The following is a 17,931-nucleotide window of genomic DNA, read 5'->3' as shown; positions in this document are numbered from 1 at the left end:
GAAAATCTATACATAATCGTATCCTTAATGTTGTAAATATAATTGATTTCAGCATAATAGTGTGTCAGTTTGTAAAACGCCTAGTCATTATTCTTGCTGTTGGATAGGAACGGCTCGATAGTAAGGAGACGATATGGAAAAACAGCCTGGTTACTCACTCGCTAACTTTAAAAAAATGCTTATTCACACGGGTTCACTTATTTTCTGTCGTTTACAGAGAAGATATTTGTCACAAAGTTGCTAGATGGATCTCTACACTCATTAAAAAGGTAACAACTTTTTACGAAAAAACAATAAAAGTGATTGGTCAATGTCTTAAATCCGTCTCGATAGGAGTGAAATCAGGATACATCAATATTCGTGCAGAGCTTAGAAAATCTTTATCGAGTCCCATTAATCAGCTTGCAGATCTTCTCGAATGGCTAGAAAAATTTTCTAAAAAGCACAAAAACGAATGATTTTATTTTTTGATGAATTTCAAGATGCCTTAAAAGTAGATGAAACCAACAAAATTCAAGCCGCCATCCGATCCCGATCCGTCGCGCAACATTTCAAACATGTCACTTACATTTTTTCTGGCAGCTCACGCAAAATGTTAAATAAAATTTTCGACGACAAAAACCGACCGCTCTACATGATATACAACAAAATCATTCTTGACCGAATCAATGAGGTCCATTTCAGTGCACATATTCAAAAACAGTCAAACGACAATGGCACAGCCAATTACCTGAGGAAATAATTTCTGCTAGTCTAACCATAAACGAATTACACCCTTATTTATGCAAATTTGCTTTGCGACAAACTTTGGGATTACAGAAAAAAGCCCACCGTGTCCAACGTCAACCACGCTTTGGAAGAATCCTTATTGAAAATAGAGGGAAGATTATTGCAGATTTAGAGCCTATAAACACCAATCGAATAAAAGTGGTTTACCACCATAGTCCTTTTGAAGGTTATTAACAACCCAAACAGTAAATTATTTCTCGACAAAGTAAACTACCCCTCTCCAGAATACAAAGCGTCATTATATTTAATAAATTATCATTATTTATACAAAGATCAAAATGGTTTAAAACCCATCGATCACTTCTTAATAAAAAATTCATTGTTGAACGTCATCAATAAAACCTCAATATTCATTGAATCAACTTTTCTAAAAGCATGGCAAGCAAAAAGGTTTTGGTCTTTTGTAGACTATAAGCCGCCTGGATGACGGCTTCCAAGCTCTCACGGATGGGTTTGACGGCATGTTCTAAAGATTAAGCCTCTTCGCTCTTGGTCGACTAGACTAATTAAATAAAAAACGCCAGCAGAAACTCAAGCACACTTAGAAAATAATTCAGAAAACAATTTGTTTAACTTATTAACCACTTCGCTTACTTCAATTAATTTCATCGCGTTAGACGAATGCACCCGCTGGTGCCATGACACCTTCGCTGGATCTTTTTTTAGAATTGTTCTTACCGCAAGAGGGTATTTATTAACGACCCATCGTTGAGAAAAATAAGGACCCGTTTTTTCTGGCGGGGCTACTGCATATAAACCAACCACCGGCGTCCCCATTGCCTGAGCGATGTGTAAAGGCCCTGTATCTGGAGACAATAAAACATCTACTTCGTCCAATAAGGCAGCCAACCGTTTCAACGAATTTTTTCCCACTAAATTAAGGCTAGGCGCGTCCAGCTGATCGCTGATTTCTTGAGCCATTTTTTTCTCTAACGAACTTGTTCCCCCTATTAATACCACATTAAAATCCCACCGTTTGTTTAATTGATTCACCACTGCGGCATAACGTTCACTCAACCAATTACGTTCCACTTTACTAGCACTAGGACAAATCGCGAGCCATTTTCCTGGAAATGGCGCCAATTGGGACTTCGCCCATTCTCGATCACTTTCCTCTACCGGCAGCCGCCAATCAATTTCTTTATCAAAAACTCCAAAAGGCTCTGCAAATCGCAAAAAACATTCAACTAAATGCTCAGGCTTAGCGGTTACTGTTTTATTAACAAACCAACGTTGCAAATCGCGGCTGTGTAATTTTCCATAGCCATACTTAACTTTCGCTCGGGTCAATACACAGAGAATATTAGAACGCAAAGTCGCTTGCGGAACGAGCAACACGTCAAAATAATAAGATTTGAATTGAAGATAACAACGCCAATAATCAACAATAGTTTTTGGCTTATCAATAACAATAAAATTAACGTTTGATAGGCCTTCAACCAGTGGATAAAGAGAGCGGCTAATAATCCAATAAATTTCAGTCTGAGGTAAATGTTTTTGTAACAGACGCAACAATGGAACGGTAAGACAAATATCGCCGAGAGCGCCCAACCTTAAAATTCCAATAGAACGAATACCATTACTCATAACAGAATAACTCTAAATAAACCTCTGAAAGTAATTCCACCGTCACGCACAAACCACCGTTGGGTCGATCCGTTAAAATTACTTTTCCATTGTGATCAGAAATAATATCCTGCGTAACTGCCAAACCTAACCCAACCCCTCTCCAGTGTCTCGCGAGCAGGAATGTTCACCGCGATAAAAGGATTCAAACACCTGTTCTAATTCCTTTTCAGCAATTCCCGAACCATCGTCTTCAATCAGAACTTTCACTCGATTCTGCCGCCACTGAATACGAACCTCGACATTCTTCGCATAACGAATAGCATTATTTAATAAATTAGTAAACGCTCGTTTAATGCACTGGCTCGGCCCAATATCTTAAAATACGCTGGGAATGGTCCTGGAATTGAATGTTGTATCCCATGTCCTGTATGGATTCAACCAATGAACAAACGAGAGAGACTAAATCAAGGTTGACTTTAGCATCATCAGCAAAATCATCTTCATCTAAATCTTTTACCAACGCATTGCGTGTCGTGGAATCATCGAGAAATTGGGCATGTAATTTCATCCGGGTGATGGGCGTCGCAAATCATGCGAAATCGCCGCTATCATTTGCGTGCGATTATGAATTAAATCTTGAATCCGCTGCTGCATCCAATTCATTGCCCTTGAGGATTCTTGCGCCACCGACGGACCGTCAATTGGCACAGGTTGGGTATTTAAATTCATCCTTAATCGCTCGGCCGCGCGCCGAAAATTTTCAATCGGACGAGTAAAGCGATTAATAGACCAGGTTAAAATTAAAATAAAACTAAAAGCGATGATTTCGAATACAAATAACATTAACTGTCTTAAAAAAAAATGAGTGTATAAAGTGGAATTGATATTCAACCATTGATCTTTGGTTAATAGAATTGAAACGTCAAATGCACCCAGTTACTTCCGCAACGCCCCATTGATTCGCCAAAAGGAAATATCTTGAAATTGCAGAGAAAATTGGGGTTTGCTTGAGATAGACGCTTTAATATTTGGCTCATTCATCGCTGCAATTGCTTTCGCGCGTTCTTCGACCGGCGCGCTTCTAAAATCACGTTAATAATTTTTTGAATCATCGCGTCGCGCATGACGGCTATATGCTATATTAATATAAAACGTCATGGTGATAAGGTGTGCAAAAATAATAACGCATAAAATGGCAAAAGCGCTACTCCCACTGACATAGCACGCAGATTTATCGACAATGCCCATCATCATAGTCTTTGTTTTCGAACGACTTCCGAAGCTAACACATAGCCACCGCCGCAGATGATTTTGATGATTTGGGAGTTTTTGGGATCTTGTTCCAACTTGTGCTGCAACCGGCTAACTTGAATATCTATGCTGCGGTCAAACGGCCCTGCTTCGCGATGTTTAGTTAAATCCAATAATTTATCCCGGCTTAACACTTGTTGTGAGCGTTGCACCAGCGCGTGTAATAAGTCAAACCACCCACTACTCAAAGTAATTTCTAAGCTGTCGGGAGACTTCAACCGGCACTCAGCAGGATCTAACGACCATCCCGCAAACTCATAAATGACCCGCTCATTTCCCTCCGCCACACATTCGGAGCCCCCTTGGCTACGCCGCAAAATCACCCTAATCCGCGCCAGTAATGCCCGCGGATTAAAAGGCTTCTTAAATAATCTCCGCTCCCATCTCCAAACCTAAAATACGATCTACTTCTTCACTAATGGCCATGAGCATAAGAATAGTCGAATTAGCGCGGATTTGACGACACAACGTTAAACCATCCTCTCCTGGCATCATAATGTCAAGAATAACGGGTCCACGGCTTGTTCAGATCGTATAAATTCTTCATCATAATTATTTTGACATATCTCTCGATAAAGTTTTTCTATACCTTGTTGTTTTGTACTTTTAATTCAGTTTCTTTATTTACCCAAAAGTTAGCAAAAATTTCGGCAAAAAAGCTTGGTTTTAAGAATTTCTTGTTTATTAATCTCTTTCGACAATTTATCTTTACATAGGCAGAAATCATGCCATCGATGCGAGCACAGAACCTTTTTACATTCGACCTCTTTCTCGATTAATTGGGAATATTCTTCTTTTTCTTTTCCATAAGCATTATAAACTACGGTTGCCGCTAGGGAATCAATAACACCTTGCTCGGGCTGGAGAGAGCGAACATAATTCTGAACTTTAGTTTTTTCGGGAACAAAATAAGTGTGATCTTGGTAATAGTAAGGAATGATCTCCTTGATAAAATTTTTCAAGCGGAATCTTACACTGAGAAAAAACCTTTCTCAACTTTGCCATCAAGATCTGGAATACTAGCTAATGTTTCCAACGCATATATAGTAACCTCTTTCCAAGATATTCAAATATAAAGCACTTACTCCAGTGCCGTAGTTGTATCTTTCTCTTCTTTGATATTTTCGATTGATAACCTGGAGCGGCTTTAGAGGATCATCAACTAATGTCAACTGACCAATCTTGAACTTTGTAATTATTCTAGTTGTTTTTTCTTGTTCTGTACCTTGACTTATTTTTATCCTCTCCTCTATTTCCAACCTTAGTCGACTGCTTTGTAAAAATTCATTAAACTCCGAATTCTGGAAATATTTAGGCTTTTCTTCACTGTGTTCAGTACAATATTTATCCCATCTGCATTCATATCAATTAGCGTCATACAGTGGATGAGGAAAGCGCCAACATACTTCTTTCAGCGGGATTGCGGATCGGCCTTTTATACTCATCCAAGGGTGGGTTGACAGCGATTTTTTGCCCCTTCCGATCGTAGTGAAATTCATATCGATAATAAACTGTCATATTTAAACCTTAACTCCTTGAGGTATCCCTTCTATTTCAACGCATTAAAATTATGTAACATTTTGTAACGATCCAAAGCATTAAGCTTAAGGTAACTTCAAATGACTTATTACGTTACCGTGATCTCATTCCCTCCCTAACATGATAGACTTAATAAACCATGAAGCAGCAGATTGAAACATTATTAAATCAGGCGATTGAAAAACTGAAAACGAAGGACGTATTAGAGCCTGAAGTAACGCCAGTGATTAAAATTACCCACACCAACGACCCAAAACACGGCGATTTTGCGACAAATTTGGCGCTCACACTGTCCAAAGCCGCTGGCATGAGTCCACACCCATTGGCGAAAAAAATAGTGGAAGCATTACCTCCTTCAGCTCAAATCACCAAGGTGGAAATCGCTGGACCGGGGTTTATCAATTTCTTCGTGACCGAAGAAAGTTATCAAACTGTAGTTTCTTCGATTTTCAAAGCAGGAAAAGACTATGGTCGAAGCGAATTGGGTAAAGGTCAACGCGTGTATATAGAATACGTTTCCGCCAATCCTACCGGTCCACTGCATGTAGGGCATGGCCGTGGGGCAGCTTACGGCGCTTGTGTGGCCAATCTATTGAAAGCCGCGGGTTTTGAGGTCCATCAGGAATACTACGTCAATGACGTGGGACGGCAAATGGGCATTCTCGCCTTAAGCGTTTGGGTTCGGTATTTACAAGGTTATGAGGCGTCGATTGAACTTCCTAAAAACGCTTATCAAGGGGAGTACATTATTGACATTGCCGAATCGCTAAAGGCCAAGTATAGTAAGCAATTCTACCATTCCGTCGAATCCATTCAGGCAAAAATACCGGAAGAAATCGATTCAAATGCCGACCCGGAAGCTTACCTCGACGCGTGGGTAACTGCCCAAAAAGACTTATTGGGGCCTAAGGACTTTGACTGCGTTTTTCAGGCAGCGCTCGATAGTGTTCTGAACAATATCAAAAACGATCTTGAAGAATTTGGTGTCACCTACGATGACTGGTTTCCAGAAAGCCGCTTAGTTCGTGAAGGTTTAATTCAGGAAGGGCTCAACCTTTTAGCTAAACACGGCTACGTTTATGAAAAAAATGGGGCCCAATGGTTCCGCGCCACCGCACTTGGAGATGAAAAAGATCGCGTATTAATTCGTAAAAACGGCTTGCCTACCTATTTTGCTTCGGATGTGGCATATCACCTTCACAAATTCAACCAAGGTTATGACCAAATCATCGACATATTCGGTGCTGACCATCATGGTTATATTCCCCGTATTCGTGGTTTTTTAAAAGGGTTGGGGAAAGCGCCAGAAAAATTACATATCTTGCTAGTGCAATTTGCTATCCTTTCTCAAGGAAACAAAAAAGTCTCTATGTCTACCCGTGGTGGTACTTTTGTCACCCTGCGAGAGTTGCGCCATGAAGTGGGGAGTGATGCCGCGCGTTTTTTTTATATAATGCGAAAATCGGATCAGCACCTGAACTTTGACCTTGAATTGGCGAAATCGCAATCGAATGAAAACCCGGTCTATTATATCCAGTACGCGCATGCCCGCATTTGCAGTGTCTTTCGTCAACTAAAAACGATCCAAAAAAATTGGGATCGATCGCAGGGAATTGAAAATTTATATTTTTTATCAAAAACTTATGAAAAAGAGCTCTTAGCTACGTTAGCCCGCTACCCTGAGGTAATCAAAAGGGCCGCCACGCATTACGCACCACACCTGCTGGCGCGTTACCTACAATCACTCGCCAATCAATTCCATACGTATTACAATGCAGAACGTTTTTTAATTGAAGATGACAAGCTCCGTAATGCGCGATTAAACTTAATTAGCGCTGTGCAGCAAATTATCCACAATGGCTTAACGCTACTCGGTGTATCTGCCCCAGAAGAAATGTGATTAGGAGTGGGAAAATGCGTAAATTAATCAATAGTATTATTGGTGTGGCACTTGTTGTTGTCATTGTTCTTCTTGCTTTACCACTTGGCATGAGTTTTTGGCTCAAAAACAATTACTCTTCTATCCTTACTCGTTTCTCACAAGCCCATAACGTGAGTTTAAAACTCATCAATTTTGATCGTGCTTGGTTTACTTCAAAAGCCGTTATACAAGTAATTATTCAAAATTCTGAAGATAAAACAACTCAGCCGATTAAATTTACCATTAATCAACACATTTTCAATGGCCCTTTTATTTTTAGCAAAAATAATCACAAAGTAAAATTGCATTGCGCAAAAGCGTTGGTGTATAGCACAAGCAACGACCCTAATTTCACTTTTCACTCCTCCACACTTTTGCGTTTCAACAATTCTAGCAAAAACTCGATCTATGCTAGCAACGTCAACGTTACTAACGGACAAGAACAAATTGTTCTAAAAGATACAAATTTGGAAATTCTCTATAATCCATTAAATCAGCGACTAGTTTCGGATGCGGTGATTAAATCAGCGCTCATTTCGGAACAACAAAAAAATTTTTTTTTAATTATGGATAATATTATCTGGCATAATGATTTACATCATACAACGCCTTTGTGGGAAGGGAAACGTTCTCTATCTTTAAATAAATTCACTTATTATCTTACGCCGGAACAACCCATCGAAGTAAAAAATTTTATTTTGGAAAATCAACAGAACCTAACGAATGATACGACGACACTTACTTTTTACAGCCACGCTGACAGTATTAAAGACGCCTACCTTAATTTAGCACCGCTTGACATAAAATTTTCGCTCACTCAAATGAACACCGCCGCGCTGGTTAATCTGATAAATACTGCTTTAAATCAAAATCACCTGAAGTTGAATCCTCAGCAATTCCGTCAATTTCACACGCCAATCATTAATTTATTAGCTCAGGGTCTGGAAGTTTCATTAGCTCATTTAATCTTCGGAACAGAAGAGGGGAAAGTAAGTGTGCAAGGACGGCTTTATTTACTTGCTCAAAATCAATCGCCCTATTTATCACAGATTATGATAAATTCAAAGGGTAAACTACAAGCCAAAATGCCAATGGCTTGGTTAAAAAAAGAATTGAGCCGTATTTATGAAGACAAAAAAGTAGCACTCGACGATCAAGCGTTAACGCCAGAGCAAATAGCAGATCAGCAAATTCAATATTGGATAAATAACAAAAAACTTATCCCGCAGAATCAAAATGTCGAACTAACGATAGACTACTATAAGGGTAAATTATTATTTAATAATTTACCGTCCCCCGCTCCTCAACAATGACGAGGAATTACGCAAAACAATCGCGACCTCGATGGTTAACTTTCATAGTCGTTAGTGGAAGTTTAGCTTTATTTTTCTCGTTAATACTTTATTTAAAAACCTACCTTCTCCACGCCAATCACAAAGTAATGCCCTCCCTTCCTCCTTCTCCCCTATCCCGCTGTCGTCTCTAACACAACGCAACCTCAATTCGACTTTTATATGCTTTTACCTAAAATGAAAGTCACTTCCTTAAAAACGGACGATTCTGACTCTAGGCCTCAAAATTCACACTTCCCGCAAAAGCAAGGAATTAGCAAAGAAAAATCTGCTCGCTAAAGTCTTTGCGATACACAAAATATTTGGAAGGGTTGAAAATTGCTTTTCTTAACCCAATCTACATTGTAACTGTAAAAGCGTTGGAGAGATGGTGTGGAACAATTTCGAGGTACAACGATTCTTTCCGTAAGACGAAATGGCAAAGTTGTCATTGGCGGTGATGGGCAAGTTTCGATGGGCAGCACCATCATGAAAGCCAATGCTCGAAAGGTACGCCGACTCTACAACGACAAGGTCATTGCTGGCTTTGCTGGCGGGACGGCAGACGCATTCACGCTGTTCGAGCGCTTTGAGAGCAAGCTCGAAAAACATTCTGGCAATTTGACTCGTGCTGCCGTTGAACTTGCTAAAGACTGGCGCATGGATCGAATCCTTCGACGCCTTGAAGCGTTACTCGCGGTGGCGGATTCCAAGGCATCCCTTATCATTACTGGCCTTGGCGACGTTATTGGACCGGAACAGAGCCTAATGGCTATCGGCTCAGGCGGCTCCTTCGCCCAAGCCGCGGCGAAAGCCTTATTAGAAAATACAAAGCTTGGCGCACGCAAAATTGTCGAAAAAGCCTTAACTATTGCCGCTGACATTTGTATTTATACAAATCTAAATTTTACGATCGAAGAACTGGATAGCGAAAGTTAACTACTAATTAACAGCGGGTAAAACTATGGCAGACCTCATTAATCATTCTTGTTTCACAGAAAACGTCTCTCTAGCAGTTCAAATGACAATGACTCCACGAGAAATTGTCGCAGAACTTGATAAATTCATCATTGGTCAAAATGATGCCAAACGCGCGGTGGCCATCGCTCTTCGTAATCGCTGGCGGCGTATGCAACTGGGAGAAGAATTACGGCGCGAAATTTTTCCAAAAAATATTTTAATGATCGGCCAAACCGGCGTCGGCAAAAGCGAGATCGCCCGACGTTTATCTGATCTCGCGGGGGCCCCCTTCCTTAAAATTGAAGCAACCAAATTTACGGAAGTGGGCTATGTCGGGCGCGACGTAGAATCTATCATTCGCGATCTTGTAGATGTCGCCGTCAAGATGACCCGTGAAAAGGCTACCCGTCAGGTGAAAACTTTGGCGGAAGAAGCCGCTGAAGAGCGCGTTCTCGACGCTCTCATCCCACCGGCCCGTGGAGGCTTCCAAGGCGAACCGACAGCCGAGGAAAAGCCCACTGAGAAAAAAGAATCAGCCACTCGACAACTCTTTCGTAAAAAACTTCGCAATGGTGAGCTGGACGATAAAGAAATCGAAGTCGAAGTTAGCGCGCACCCATCGTTTGAAATTATGGGTCCTCCGGGCATGGAAGAGATGGTGAGTCAATTGCAAGGTATTATGTCCAGTATGTCGAGCCGTCACAGCAAATCTCGCCGCTTAAAAGTTAAGGATGCCTTGCGCATATTGGGAGAAGAAGAGGCAGCGAAATTAGTCGACGAAGATCAAATTAAATCCGCGGCTCTGACCAGCGTTGAGCAAAATGGGATCGTATTCATTGACGAAATTGATAAAATCGTTAAACGCGAGGGCGCTGTCGGTGCCGATGTTTCCCGCGAAGGGGTACAGCGTGATTTATTGCCGCTCGTTGAAGGCAGCACTGTATTTACTAAATATGGGATAGTTAAAACCGATCATATTTTATTTATTGCCTCCGGCGCTTTCCATATCGCAAGACCATCAGACTTAGTGCCTGAATTGCAAGGGCGTTTCCCCATCCGTGTTGAACTGAAAGCGCTTACGGCGGATGACTTTGTTCGAATATTAACAGAACCCAAAGCCTCCCTGACCGAACAATACACCGAATTATTGAAAACCGAGAACTTTGGATTGTCATTTACCAAAGACGGTATCAAACGTCTCGCTGAAATTGCTTATCAAGTTAACGAGCACTCCGAAAACATCGGCGCACGCCGTTTGCATACCATTATGGAACGTTTGTTAGAAGAAGTTTCGTTCGAAGCTACGGATAAGCAAGGTGAATCTATTACGATTGATGCTGCTTATGTTAACAAGCAGCTTAAAAAGCTAGCTGAGGATGAGGATTTAAGTCGTTATATTCTTTAGCGACCCCTCTGCCGCAAGTGGTGCACTCAGCAAACAGTCCTTACTTTGCTTAAAGCACGTTGTTTTTCTGTTTGTTTATTTTGGAATAAAACGACCTGATTTCAGGCGCCTGCAAAATCGCTGGATTACGTCAAACTTCTCGGGTTAAGATATCAAGAGCTGCTCTCTTGGTAGTGCTTTTAAACAGTCTTCACGAAGTCAACGAATTTGCTCGTCCTCTACTCCCTTTTGAAATTTTTGACGCGTGTCTTTATCGGGCGCGCCATTACATGAATGGGGCTGTATCTAAGGTAAGAATCAGTATTTTCCCACAATTATTCTAGCTTGATCATAAAGCGCTCGTAATTGAGAGGGCGTTGCCCCCCGCCTGTAAGATCTCAAGAGCCCTCGCATAAAACGCATCGGCCTTTTTCATTTCCGCTTCAAACAGTTGAGCGGCTTTTTCAATGGTTAAATAGGCTTCAGGTGACGTATTAACGGATTCAAGCGGTTTTTCTTCATTTGAAACTCCATCTGACAGTATTAGGGTATTCCTTTCCAACCGTTTAAGAATCGTAACTAATCTGAAGCGCTAACGCATTCTAAAGGCAATCCCCAGGGATGCTTTTATTCGCCACCGAGGAGCAGCTCAGATTTGAGGCATTCACATTCAACCAATGGCTCTACCTGCTTCCTGCGCTTTTTGATCAACGAGTGCGTCTTAGCTATATCCATTCGTAACTGAGTGGATTCGTTGTGAGTAAGCGTTAAATAAGGAGGCTGTCCCTTAAAATAGCCTCCTGATAGCCAAAATTGTCTAAAATACACGCTAAAACTGTATCATTACCCCGTTTTCCAGAAGTGCGCGTTTTTTTGACAAAAGCCGCTTTTTCTCTTTCACTATCAAATTGTTGGTATAAATTCCCACCAATTCTAATTTTCAGCCTAAACTTCTACTCTATTATTAGCGGTATTAGCGGCGAAGTGACGCAATGCTAAAGACACAAACCGTAATCTGCCTCTAACCGCTCAATTCCTGCCAAGCTCGTTGCTGCTGCGTCGTCAAATTTATCGATGGCATGATTTACCTCTCTACCGAAATATTATCAAACTGATATTAACAAATTATTAATTTGAAAGCCCCTCTTTCGCACACCGAGCCGCAGGTCGGGCTGAGCTTCCGAAGCCCAACAAGAGAAAGAGGAATGTAGCCAGTAACCGATTGGAAGTTGAAATACTCGTATTTTATTCTCTTAAAAAGGTTTTTCTCATTTAATCATCCTGGATAAGGACATAAGCATGCAGTTAAATTTTCTCTATTAAAGTTAATGCAGATAAAGAAATTGTTTATCTCCTCATAAGAACAGTCATTATTTATTTTTACGCGATTTTTTATTGCGACTTGGCAATAAGCGCTTCAATTTCTCAACTGCATTTGATCTTAATCTTAACGATCATAATCGGCGCTGCGTTAAGCCGCACCGTTAACGGCCCTTCTACCCTTACTGCGAGCAATAGTTAGAAGCGCTATGCTTAGTCTTACATTGGTTACTCGCGAAGAGACTTACCATTCTACAACTTTCGGAAATTAGTAAAGGGCGAACCAGAAATTATAATGAGAGATGGAAAATTAGATTGGAAAATTTTGCAAAAAATCAAGTAGCAGAAGCAAGCTAAACGAAATGATTCGGGAAAAATTAAATCATGATAAATTGTAAGATGTAAGAAAATCTTATTTGGAGCAATCAGGGAAAATCAGCTTTGTTAAAAACAATAGAGACATTTATAGCGTTTCATTACCACTAATTAATCACTTAATAATGGCGTTGCAATAATCAAAATAATCGCCACCGCCAATGCTAGAAAACCTAATTACATGAAAGCATGCCTGTAAAAAGGATTCGTGATTAAGGGGTCGAACGTTTCGCGTCGCCCCATATCGTAAACTGAAAAAACTCGCAAATATGGCAACCGCACCTAAGTTTAACAACGTCGTTCCTATTCCCAATTCTTGCCAACAAGTCGGAATCAATTTTCCCACCATCGAATAACTAATAGGACTAATTAAAAGCTCGGCCGTTCCTTGTAATATGTAGGTTACAAACAACCAACCAAAGACCATGAATCCCTGTGGATCTCCTAACGCCATTCCGATGGAAAGAATAAGTAAGCTCAGGGAACTGAGAAAGAAACCTATGCTGTACTGTAAAGGCAGAAAAGCGGTCGTTTTCGTTTTTCTACGTATCCAAGTGAAAAACAAAGCTAGTAAAGGACCACCGATCACAATCGTGACACTGTTAACATTCTGTATCCATCCGGGCACAATGCGAAATCCAAATAGATGCAAATTAACACTGTTCTTCACAAATACTGTTAAGCCCATCGGCGCTAATTGATAAATAATCCAAAAAAATTGGACACTAACAATTAAGATAATAAAAGCAAATAACTTTTTACGCGCAGCGTTGTAATGCTTAAAAGCAATAAGAAAAAACACAACCAACATTGAAAACAGCACTTAACACTAAATTATTGCTAAATTAAGTATAATGAAGTAATACTTGCAGCAAAAGCACTAGTACTAAAATAATTAGTGCGCCTATTCCTATCCGTTTAAGGCGCGTTTTAGCCGTTGTCCGGCTGAAGATGTCTTTATCTCATATACGTTTCCATTGCGAAAATAAAATAGCCATAGCAATAACATTATTTACCGCTGTGACAAGAAAGAAATAATATCGTATAATTTGTTTTAATTGAAAATATCCCACGAGAGTAAATCCAAATATGAACGCAACATTCATTCTGCTGTAATTCCATAAAAACTCGCTCTGACGCTTACCGACTTCATCCGCTTGAAACAATTGCGACAATAACATGTTGGAGGAAATCACCATCATCCCTGTTCCAATTAACATGCAAGCCAATCCCCAGTAAACTCGCTAGAGCGCCATGAGCGAGAAAAAACAACAATGGGCTGAAAAATGCCAACAATAACAAGTGCACGATAACTCAAAAACCGCCCACCCAAGCAACCGGTGTGATGAGATCTACTTGCGTGGTGCTCAAACGCACTTATTCTTGCGTATTCTAAAGTTAAAGTACGAGGCCTGAAAAAATAACTGCGAAGCTAACGGTGCTAAAAAACTATCTTTATAAGTAATAAGTAAAATAAATAGTGCCGAGGCCTTGTGGCATGCTAAGAAAACGAACTTTAGTTGCAGATGAGTGCATCATTACGCTATTTTATACTGATTTATAAATCAAAGAACAATTGTAAGATTTTTTTCGTTAAATGCAAAACTTTTTTATAAAATATTTTCTTTTCTCATCACTAGTAACAAGCATTTAAATTAAATAAAGGGATCAACTTTCAATTAATAAGAGTGACAATCAATTTGAAAGGTTGAATAACGTTAGGTCGATAGCTGCTGATTATGCTAGAAGACGAAAAAAGAAGTAATTTTATCTATTCAAAAAATTGAAGAAATTCAAAATTGTTTATTGCATGAGCTTTCCGATTATGACAATTATGAAACTTTTCTTTTTCTTCGGGAGAAAATGCAAAGGCTACACACCGAATTGTTAAGCATGCCTGATGAAGAGAAAGATGAGGGAGTTCTTGAAAGGCTTTTAAAATTTCATGCCGAATTAGAATTAATAGAAGCCTTTCTTGGAGAGTTTATCCAAGATTAGAGAGCGTTAGAAGATCTTAAAAGGAGTGCTGACGTTTGCTGGTGTGAATTTGTAAGTATTCCCTCCATCGTTGAAACTAGGTCAAAGCGAACCATTTTTGAAGAGGCTGCTTCATTCAAAGTCCAAATTGATGAAGCTTATGAAACGCAACTCCGTAACAGAGAACAATTAATTCGAGAAAGAGCAAAACCATCTTATTGTGGCCAGAAATTTGAAGACGAAACTCAATTCTCCGGCTTCGACTCTTAAAAAAAATCGGCTGTTCTAAGTAGCGCGATTCTTATCATCGACAGTTGTTCCCTCATTCTCAGCAGGCTATGATAAGCCCATGAATGAAACAGAAAAATCAACGCATTTTGGCTACAAAATCGTCCCTGCTGATCAAAAAACTGACAAAGTAAAGTGCGTTTTCGAATCGGTGGCGATGAAATATGATTTAATGAATGATCTCATGTCCTTGGGTATTCATCGGTGGTGGAAAGATTTTGCAATTACTCAATGCCGTTTGCGAACCGGTCAACGTATTTTGGATTTGGCTAGCGGCACGGGCGACCTTGCTAAACGAATCAGTCCGTTAGTGGGTGATGAAGGTGAGGTTGTGATTGCCGATATTAACGCCGCTATGTTGAACGTGGGGCGTTGTCGCCTTTTGAACAAAGGCATCTTTCGAAATATTCAATTTATTCAAGCTGATGCTGAAAAACTGCCGTTTCCTAATAATTTTTTCGATCGTATCGTCATCGGTTTTGGGCTGCGTAATGTCACAGATCAGATGGCCGCATTGCAATCAATGTGCCGTGTTATCAAACCGGGGGGGGGTGCCGTTATTTTGGAGTTTTCCAAACCCACCCTGACCCCGTTGAAAGCCGTTTACGACGCCTATTCTTTTCAGTTGCTTCCTAAACTCGGAAAACTCGTAGCCAAGGATGAAGAGAGTTACCGATATTTAGTCGAATCAATTCGTATGCATTCCGATCAAGAAACGCTATTGAGTAAAATGACCGATGCGGGTTTTGAAGATTGCGATTACCATAATTTAAGCGGCGGAATTGTAGCCGTTCACCGAGGTTATAAATTCTAATGATGACGTTAGCTCTATCTGTCTTGGAAAAAGCGCTCAATGGTTATATTCGATTAGACCCGGATACAGTTCAGCAACTTTATAACCTTGAAAATAAACGGATTAAAATCCAAATTTCCGATTGGAATATTGAATTTTTCATTATTCCTCATAAGAATGGTGTACAGCTATCAACTAGCACCAACACCAAAGCCGATACGATTATTTCCGGATCTTTATTCTGTTTATGTAAAGCGGGCTGTGCTAAAGGCGAAAGTTCTGCTTTATTCAAAAACTCAATTGAAATTAGTGGTGACACGGAAGTCGGCGAAAAAGTACGGAGCATAATGGTGAATATGTATATTGACTGGGAGGAACACTTGTCAAAAATGACTGGCGATATTATTGCTCATCAAATTGGTGCCGGCGTACGCCGCACGATTAATTTTGGTAAATCGGCTGCAACATTGATTCGTGAAAATTTAAAAGATTATTTACAAGCGGAATCAGAATTGGTACCAACAATGGATGAAGTCAATTCCTTTATTAAGTCTGTCACTCATTTACACCACGCCGTTGAATGCGCTGAAATACGAATTCAACGATTATTAAGCAAAAGGAAATCGTCCGCATGAGACGCCTTTTTCAATTAATCCGGTTAATTCAAATTAATTTTATCCTGCTTCGGCACGGTTTTAATCGCCCCCTCATTGGCGAGCTATCGCCTTCGCTGCGGCTTTTAAGCTATTTAAACCCTTGGAGTTTTATTCAAAAAGACAAATCTCGCGGTGAATCTTTTCGCATCGTGATTGAAGAATTGGGCCCTATTTTTGTAAAATTTGGTCAGTTATTATCAACCCGCCGCGATTTATTGCCGGATGATATTGCTGAAGAATTAGAGAAATTGCAAGACCGAGTTCCTCCATTCCCAGGCAAAATCGCCAAAGCCATGATCGAAAAATCCTGCGGAAAAACCATTGAAAACTGCTTTGTCACTTTTGATGAAAAACCATTGGCTTCTGCTTCTATCGCTCAAGTTCATGCAGCTACGCTTCACGATGGCAGCGAAGTCATCGTCAAAGTTTTACGTCCGAACATCGCTAAAAAAATCCAGCGAGATATTGGCCTAATCTATCTCGGTGCAAAATTAGCCCGGCGATTTTGGCGATATGGCAAACGACTAAAACCAGTCGAAGTCATTACGGAGTTTGAACACACTATTTATCACGAATTGGATTTAATGCGCGAAGCCGCCAACGCCTCTCAATTACGACGTAATTTCGCGAACTCCGAAAAAATGTATGTGCCCAAAATTTATTGGGACTACGTTCACCGAGAAGTGATGGTCATGGAGCGAGTCTACGGCATTCGTATTTCTAATATAGCAGAATTAAAAGCGGTAAATACCAACCTTAAGAAGTTAGCAGAATATGGTGTCGAAATATTCTTTACACAAGTATTGCGCGATAGTTTCTTTCACGCGGATATGCATCCGGGTAATTTATTCGTGGATGTGAGTGATCCGGAAAATCCGAAATACCTAGGTGTTGATTTCGGCATTATGGGAGGGTTGAGCCCTCAAGATCAACGTTACATTGCTGAAAATTTATTAGCGTTTTTCAAGCGCGATTATCGACAAGTGGCTATTTTACATGTCGAATCCGGTTGGATTTCAGCGGATTCCCGAATCGATCAATTTGAGGCGGCTATTCGCACGGTTTGCGAACCTATCTTTGAAAGACCGTTAAAAGATATTTCCTTCGGGAAATTATTATTGCGTTTATTTCAGACAGCTGATAAATTTAATATGGAAATTCAACCGCAATTGCTTCTGCTGCAAAAAACCTTGCTTAATATAGAAGGCCTTGGTCGCCAATTGTATCCCAATTTAGATCTGTGGCGAACCGCCAAACCTTTCATTGAAGACTGGATGCGAAAACAACATGGACCACGCTATCTACTCAATACAGCTATTAAAGAATTTCCGCTGGCTGTTGAGACAACTTTAAAATTGCCACGTTTATTCCATGACGTTTTACATGAGATTCATTTCCGCCAAAACTTAGAACGAAACGAACCTCGCTCCCCTCGCCAAAAACAAAAACGCGGTTTTATTTTGGGAGCCGGCTTTGCCTTTCTAATAAGCACCATTCTCAGCTTTCTCATCGCCCCTAAGCCCGCCTCTCCTTGGGAGTGGACTGCTTTAGGAGGCGGCATTTTATTAGTAATTATTGGATGGTTGGCACCAAAAGACTAGGGGCTAAGAAAAACACCGATGGTGCTTTTCTTAGCCTTTTAGCCATGGATCAACTATGTTTGAATTGCTGTGAGCAAGTTTGAAAACCGGCTAATAAATAGTAATTTTATACACCTT

The 17,931-nt window shown here is 40.3% G+C and carries 11 protein-coding genes and 6 pseudogenes; 10 read left to right on the top strand and 7 right to left on the bottom strand.

Features of this window, described 5'->3' with window-relative positions; genetic code table 11:
* The first annotated feature begins 454 nt into the window (after positions 1 to 454).
* The gene (locus FIV31_RS04465) at positions 455 to 742 is read left to right on the top strand and encodes an ATP-binding protein (RefSeq protein WP_280123958.1); all 288 of its coding nucleotides are present in this window, start codon (positions 455 to 457) and stop codon (positions 740 to 742) included.
* A 578-nt stretch (positions 743 to 1,320) separates the two neighbouring features.
* On the opposite strand, the gene FIV31_RS04460 is transcribed toward FIV31_RS04465, so the two are convergent.
* From FIV31_RS04460 to FIV31_RS04445, 4 genes and pseudogenes are all read right to left on the bottom strand, one after another.
* Positions 1,321 to 2,376 carry a glycosyltransferase family 9 protein gene (locus FIV31_RS04460; RefSeq protein WP_280123957.1) on the bottom strand — a complete coding sequence of 352 codons (1,056 nt, stop codon included), beginning with the start codon at positions 2,374 to 2,376 and terminating at the stop codon, positions 1,321 to 1,323.
* Positions 2,369 to 3,612 (bottom strand): annotated as a pseudogene (locus FIV31_RS04455) (HAMP domain-containing sensor histidine kinase). The gene FIV31_RS04460 and the pseudogene FIV31_RS04455 overlap by 8 nt, the downstream one beginning before the upstream one ends.
* Positions 3,609 to 4,179, bottom strand: a pseudogene (locus tag FIV31_RS04450) (winged helix-turn-helix domain-containing protein); the annotation flags it as partial. The pseudogenes FIV31_RS04455 and FIV31_RS04450, both read right to left, overlap by 4 nt.
* A 14-nt stretch (positions 4,180 to 4,193) precedes the next feature.
* Positions 4,194 to 5,187: pseudogene (locus tag FIV31_RS04445) on the bottom strand (CBU_2007 family Dot/Icm T4SS effector); the annotation flags it as partial.
* A gap of 160 nt (positions 5,188 to 5,347) precedes the next feature.
* Between FIV31_RS04445 and argS the strand changes: the two are divergent.
* From argS to hslU, 5 genes and pseudogenes are all read left to right on the top strand, one after another.
* Entirely contained in the window at positions 5,348 to 7,108 is a 1,761-nt protein-coding gene (gene argS, locus FIV31_RS04440; protein WP_280123956.1) for an arginine--tRNA ligase, read from the top strand.
* Complete coding sequence (locus FIV31_RS04435) at positions 7,105 to 8,442, top strand: DUF945 family protein (RefSeq protein ID WP_280123955.1); 1,338 nt, start codon at positions 7,105 to 7,107, stop codon at positions 8,440 to 8,442. Before argS ends, FIV31_RS04435 begins: the two co-directional genes overlap by 4 nt.
* Positions 8,439 to 8,760 (top strand): annotated as a pseudogene (locus FIV31_RS04430) (hypothetical protein). The gene FIV31_RS04435 and the pseudogene FIV31_RS04430 overlap by 4 nt, the downstream one beginning before the upstream one ends.
* 93 nt (positions 8,761 to 8,853) lie before the next feature.
* Positions 8,854 to 9,399, top strand: coding sequence for an ATP-dependent protease subunit HslV (gene hslV / locus FIV31_RS04425; RefSeq protein ID WP_280123954.1), 546 nt, complete (start codon positions 8,854 to 8,856; stop codon positions 9,397 to 9,399).
* 82 nt (positions 9,400 to 9,481) lie between these two features.
* Entirely contained in the window at positions 9,482 to 10,825 is a 1,344-nt protein-coding gene (gene hslU, locus FIV31_RS04420; RefSeq protein WP_280123959.1) for an ATP-dependent protease ATPase subunit HslU, read from the top strand.
* Here the strand turns inward: hslU and FIV31_RS04415 are convergent.
* The 3 genes and pseudogenes from FIV31_RS04415 to FIV31_RS04405 all read right to left on the bottom strand — a co-directional run bounded on the left by FIV31_RS04415 (position 10,779) and on the right by FIV31_RS04405 (position 13,719).
* Positions 10,779 to 11,885: pseudogene (locus tag FIV31_RS04415) on the bottom strand (CBU_2013 family Dot/Icm T4SS effector). The gene hslU and the pseudogene FIV31_RS04415 overlap by 47 nt on opposite strands.
* 729 nt (positions 11,886 to 12,614) lie before the next feature.
* Positions 12,615 to 13,310 (bottom strand): POT-type proton-dependent oligopeptide transporter, encoded by a 696-nt coding sequence (locus FIV31_RS04410; RefSeq protein ID WP_280123953.1) that lies wholly within the window; start codon positions 13,308 to 13,310, stop codon positions 12,615 to 12,617.
* Positions 13,311 to 13,461: 151 nt separating this feature from the next.
* Entirely contained in the window at positions 13,462 to 13,719 is a 258-nt protein-coding gene (locus FIV31_RS04405; protein ID WP_280123952.1) for a hypothetical protein, read from the bottom strand.
* 510 nt (positions 13,720 to 14,229) lie between these two features.
* Here FIV31_RS04405 and FIV31_RS04400 point away from each other — a divergent pair.
* The 4 genes and pseudogenes from FIV31_RS04400 to ubiB all read left to right on the top strand — a co-directional run bounded on the left by FIV31_RS04400 (position 14,230) and on the right by ubiB (position 17,814).
* A pseudogene (locus FIV31_RS04400) lies at positions 14,230 to 14,746 on the top strand (CBU_2016 family Dot/Icm T4SS effector).
* Between the two features lie 79 nt (positions 14,747 to 14,825).
* Entirely contained in the window at positions 14,826 to 15,578 is a 753-nt protein-coding gene (ubiE, locus tag FIV31_RS04395; RefSeq protein ID WP_280123951.1) for a bifunctional demethylmenaquinone methyltransferase/2-methoxy-6-polyprenyl-1,4-benzoquinol methylase UbiE, read from the top strand.
* A complete protein-coding gene (locus tag FIV31_RS04390; protein WP_280123950.1) occupies positions 15,578 to 16,192 on the top strand; it encodes a ubiquinone biosynthesis accessory factor UbiJ in 615 nt (204 codons plus the stop codon). Before ubiE ends, FIV31_RS04390 begins: the two co-directional genes overlap by 1 nt.
* Positions 16,189 to 17,814: a ubiquinone biosynthesis regulatory protein kinase UbiB gene (gene ubiB / locus FIV31_RS04385; RefSeq protein WP_280123949.1), complete on the top strand. Its 1,626-nt coding sequence runs from the start codon at positions 16,189 to 16,191 to the stop codon at positions 17,812 to 17,814. Before FIV31_RS04390 ends, ubiB begins: the two co-directional genes overlap by 4 nt.
* Positions 17,815 to 17,931: the final 117 nt, after the last annotated feature.

The organism is Coxiella endosymbiont of Ornithodoros amblus (assembly GCF_019425495.1).
Taxonomy (GTDB): Bacteria; Pseudomonadota; Gammaproteobacteria; order Coxiellales; family Coxiellaceae; genus Coxiella.
This window is presented reverse-complemented; position numbering and strand designations above follow the sequence as displayed.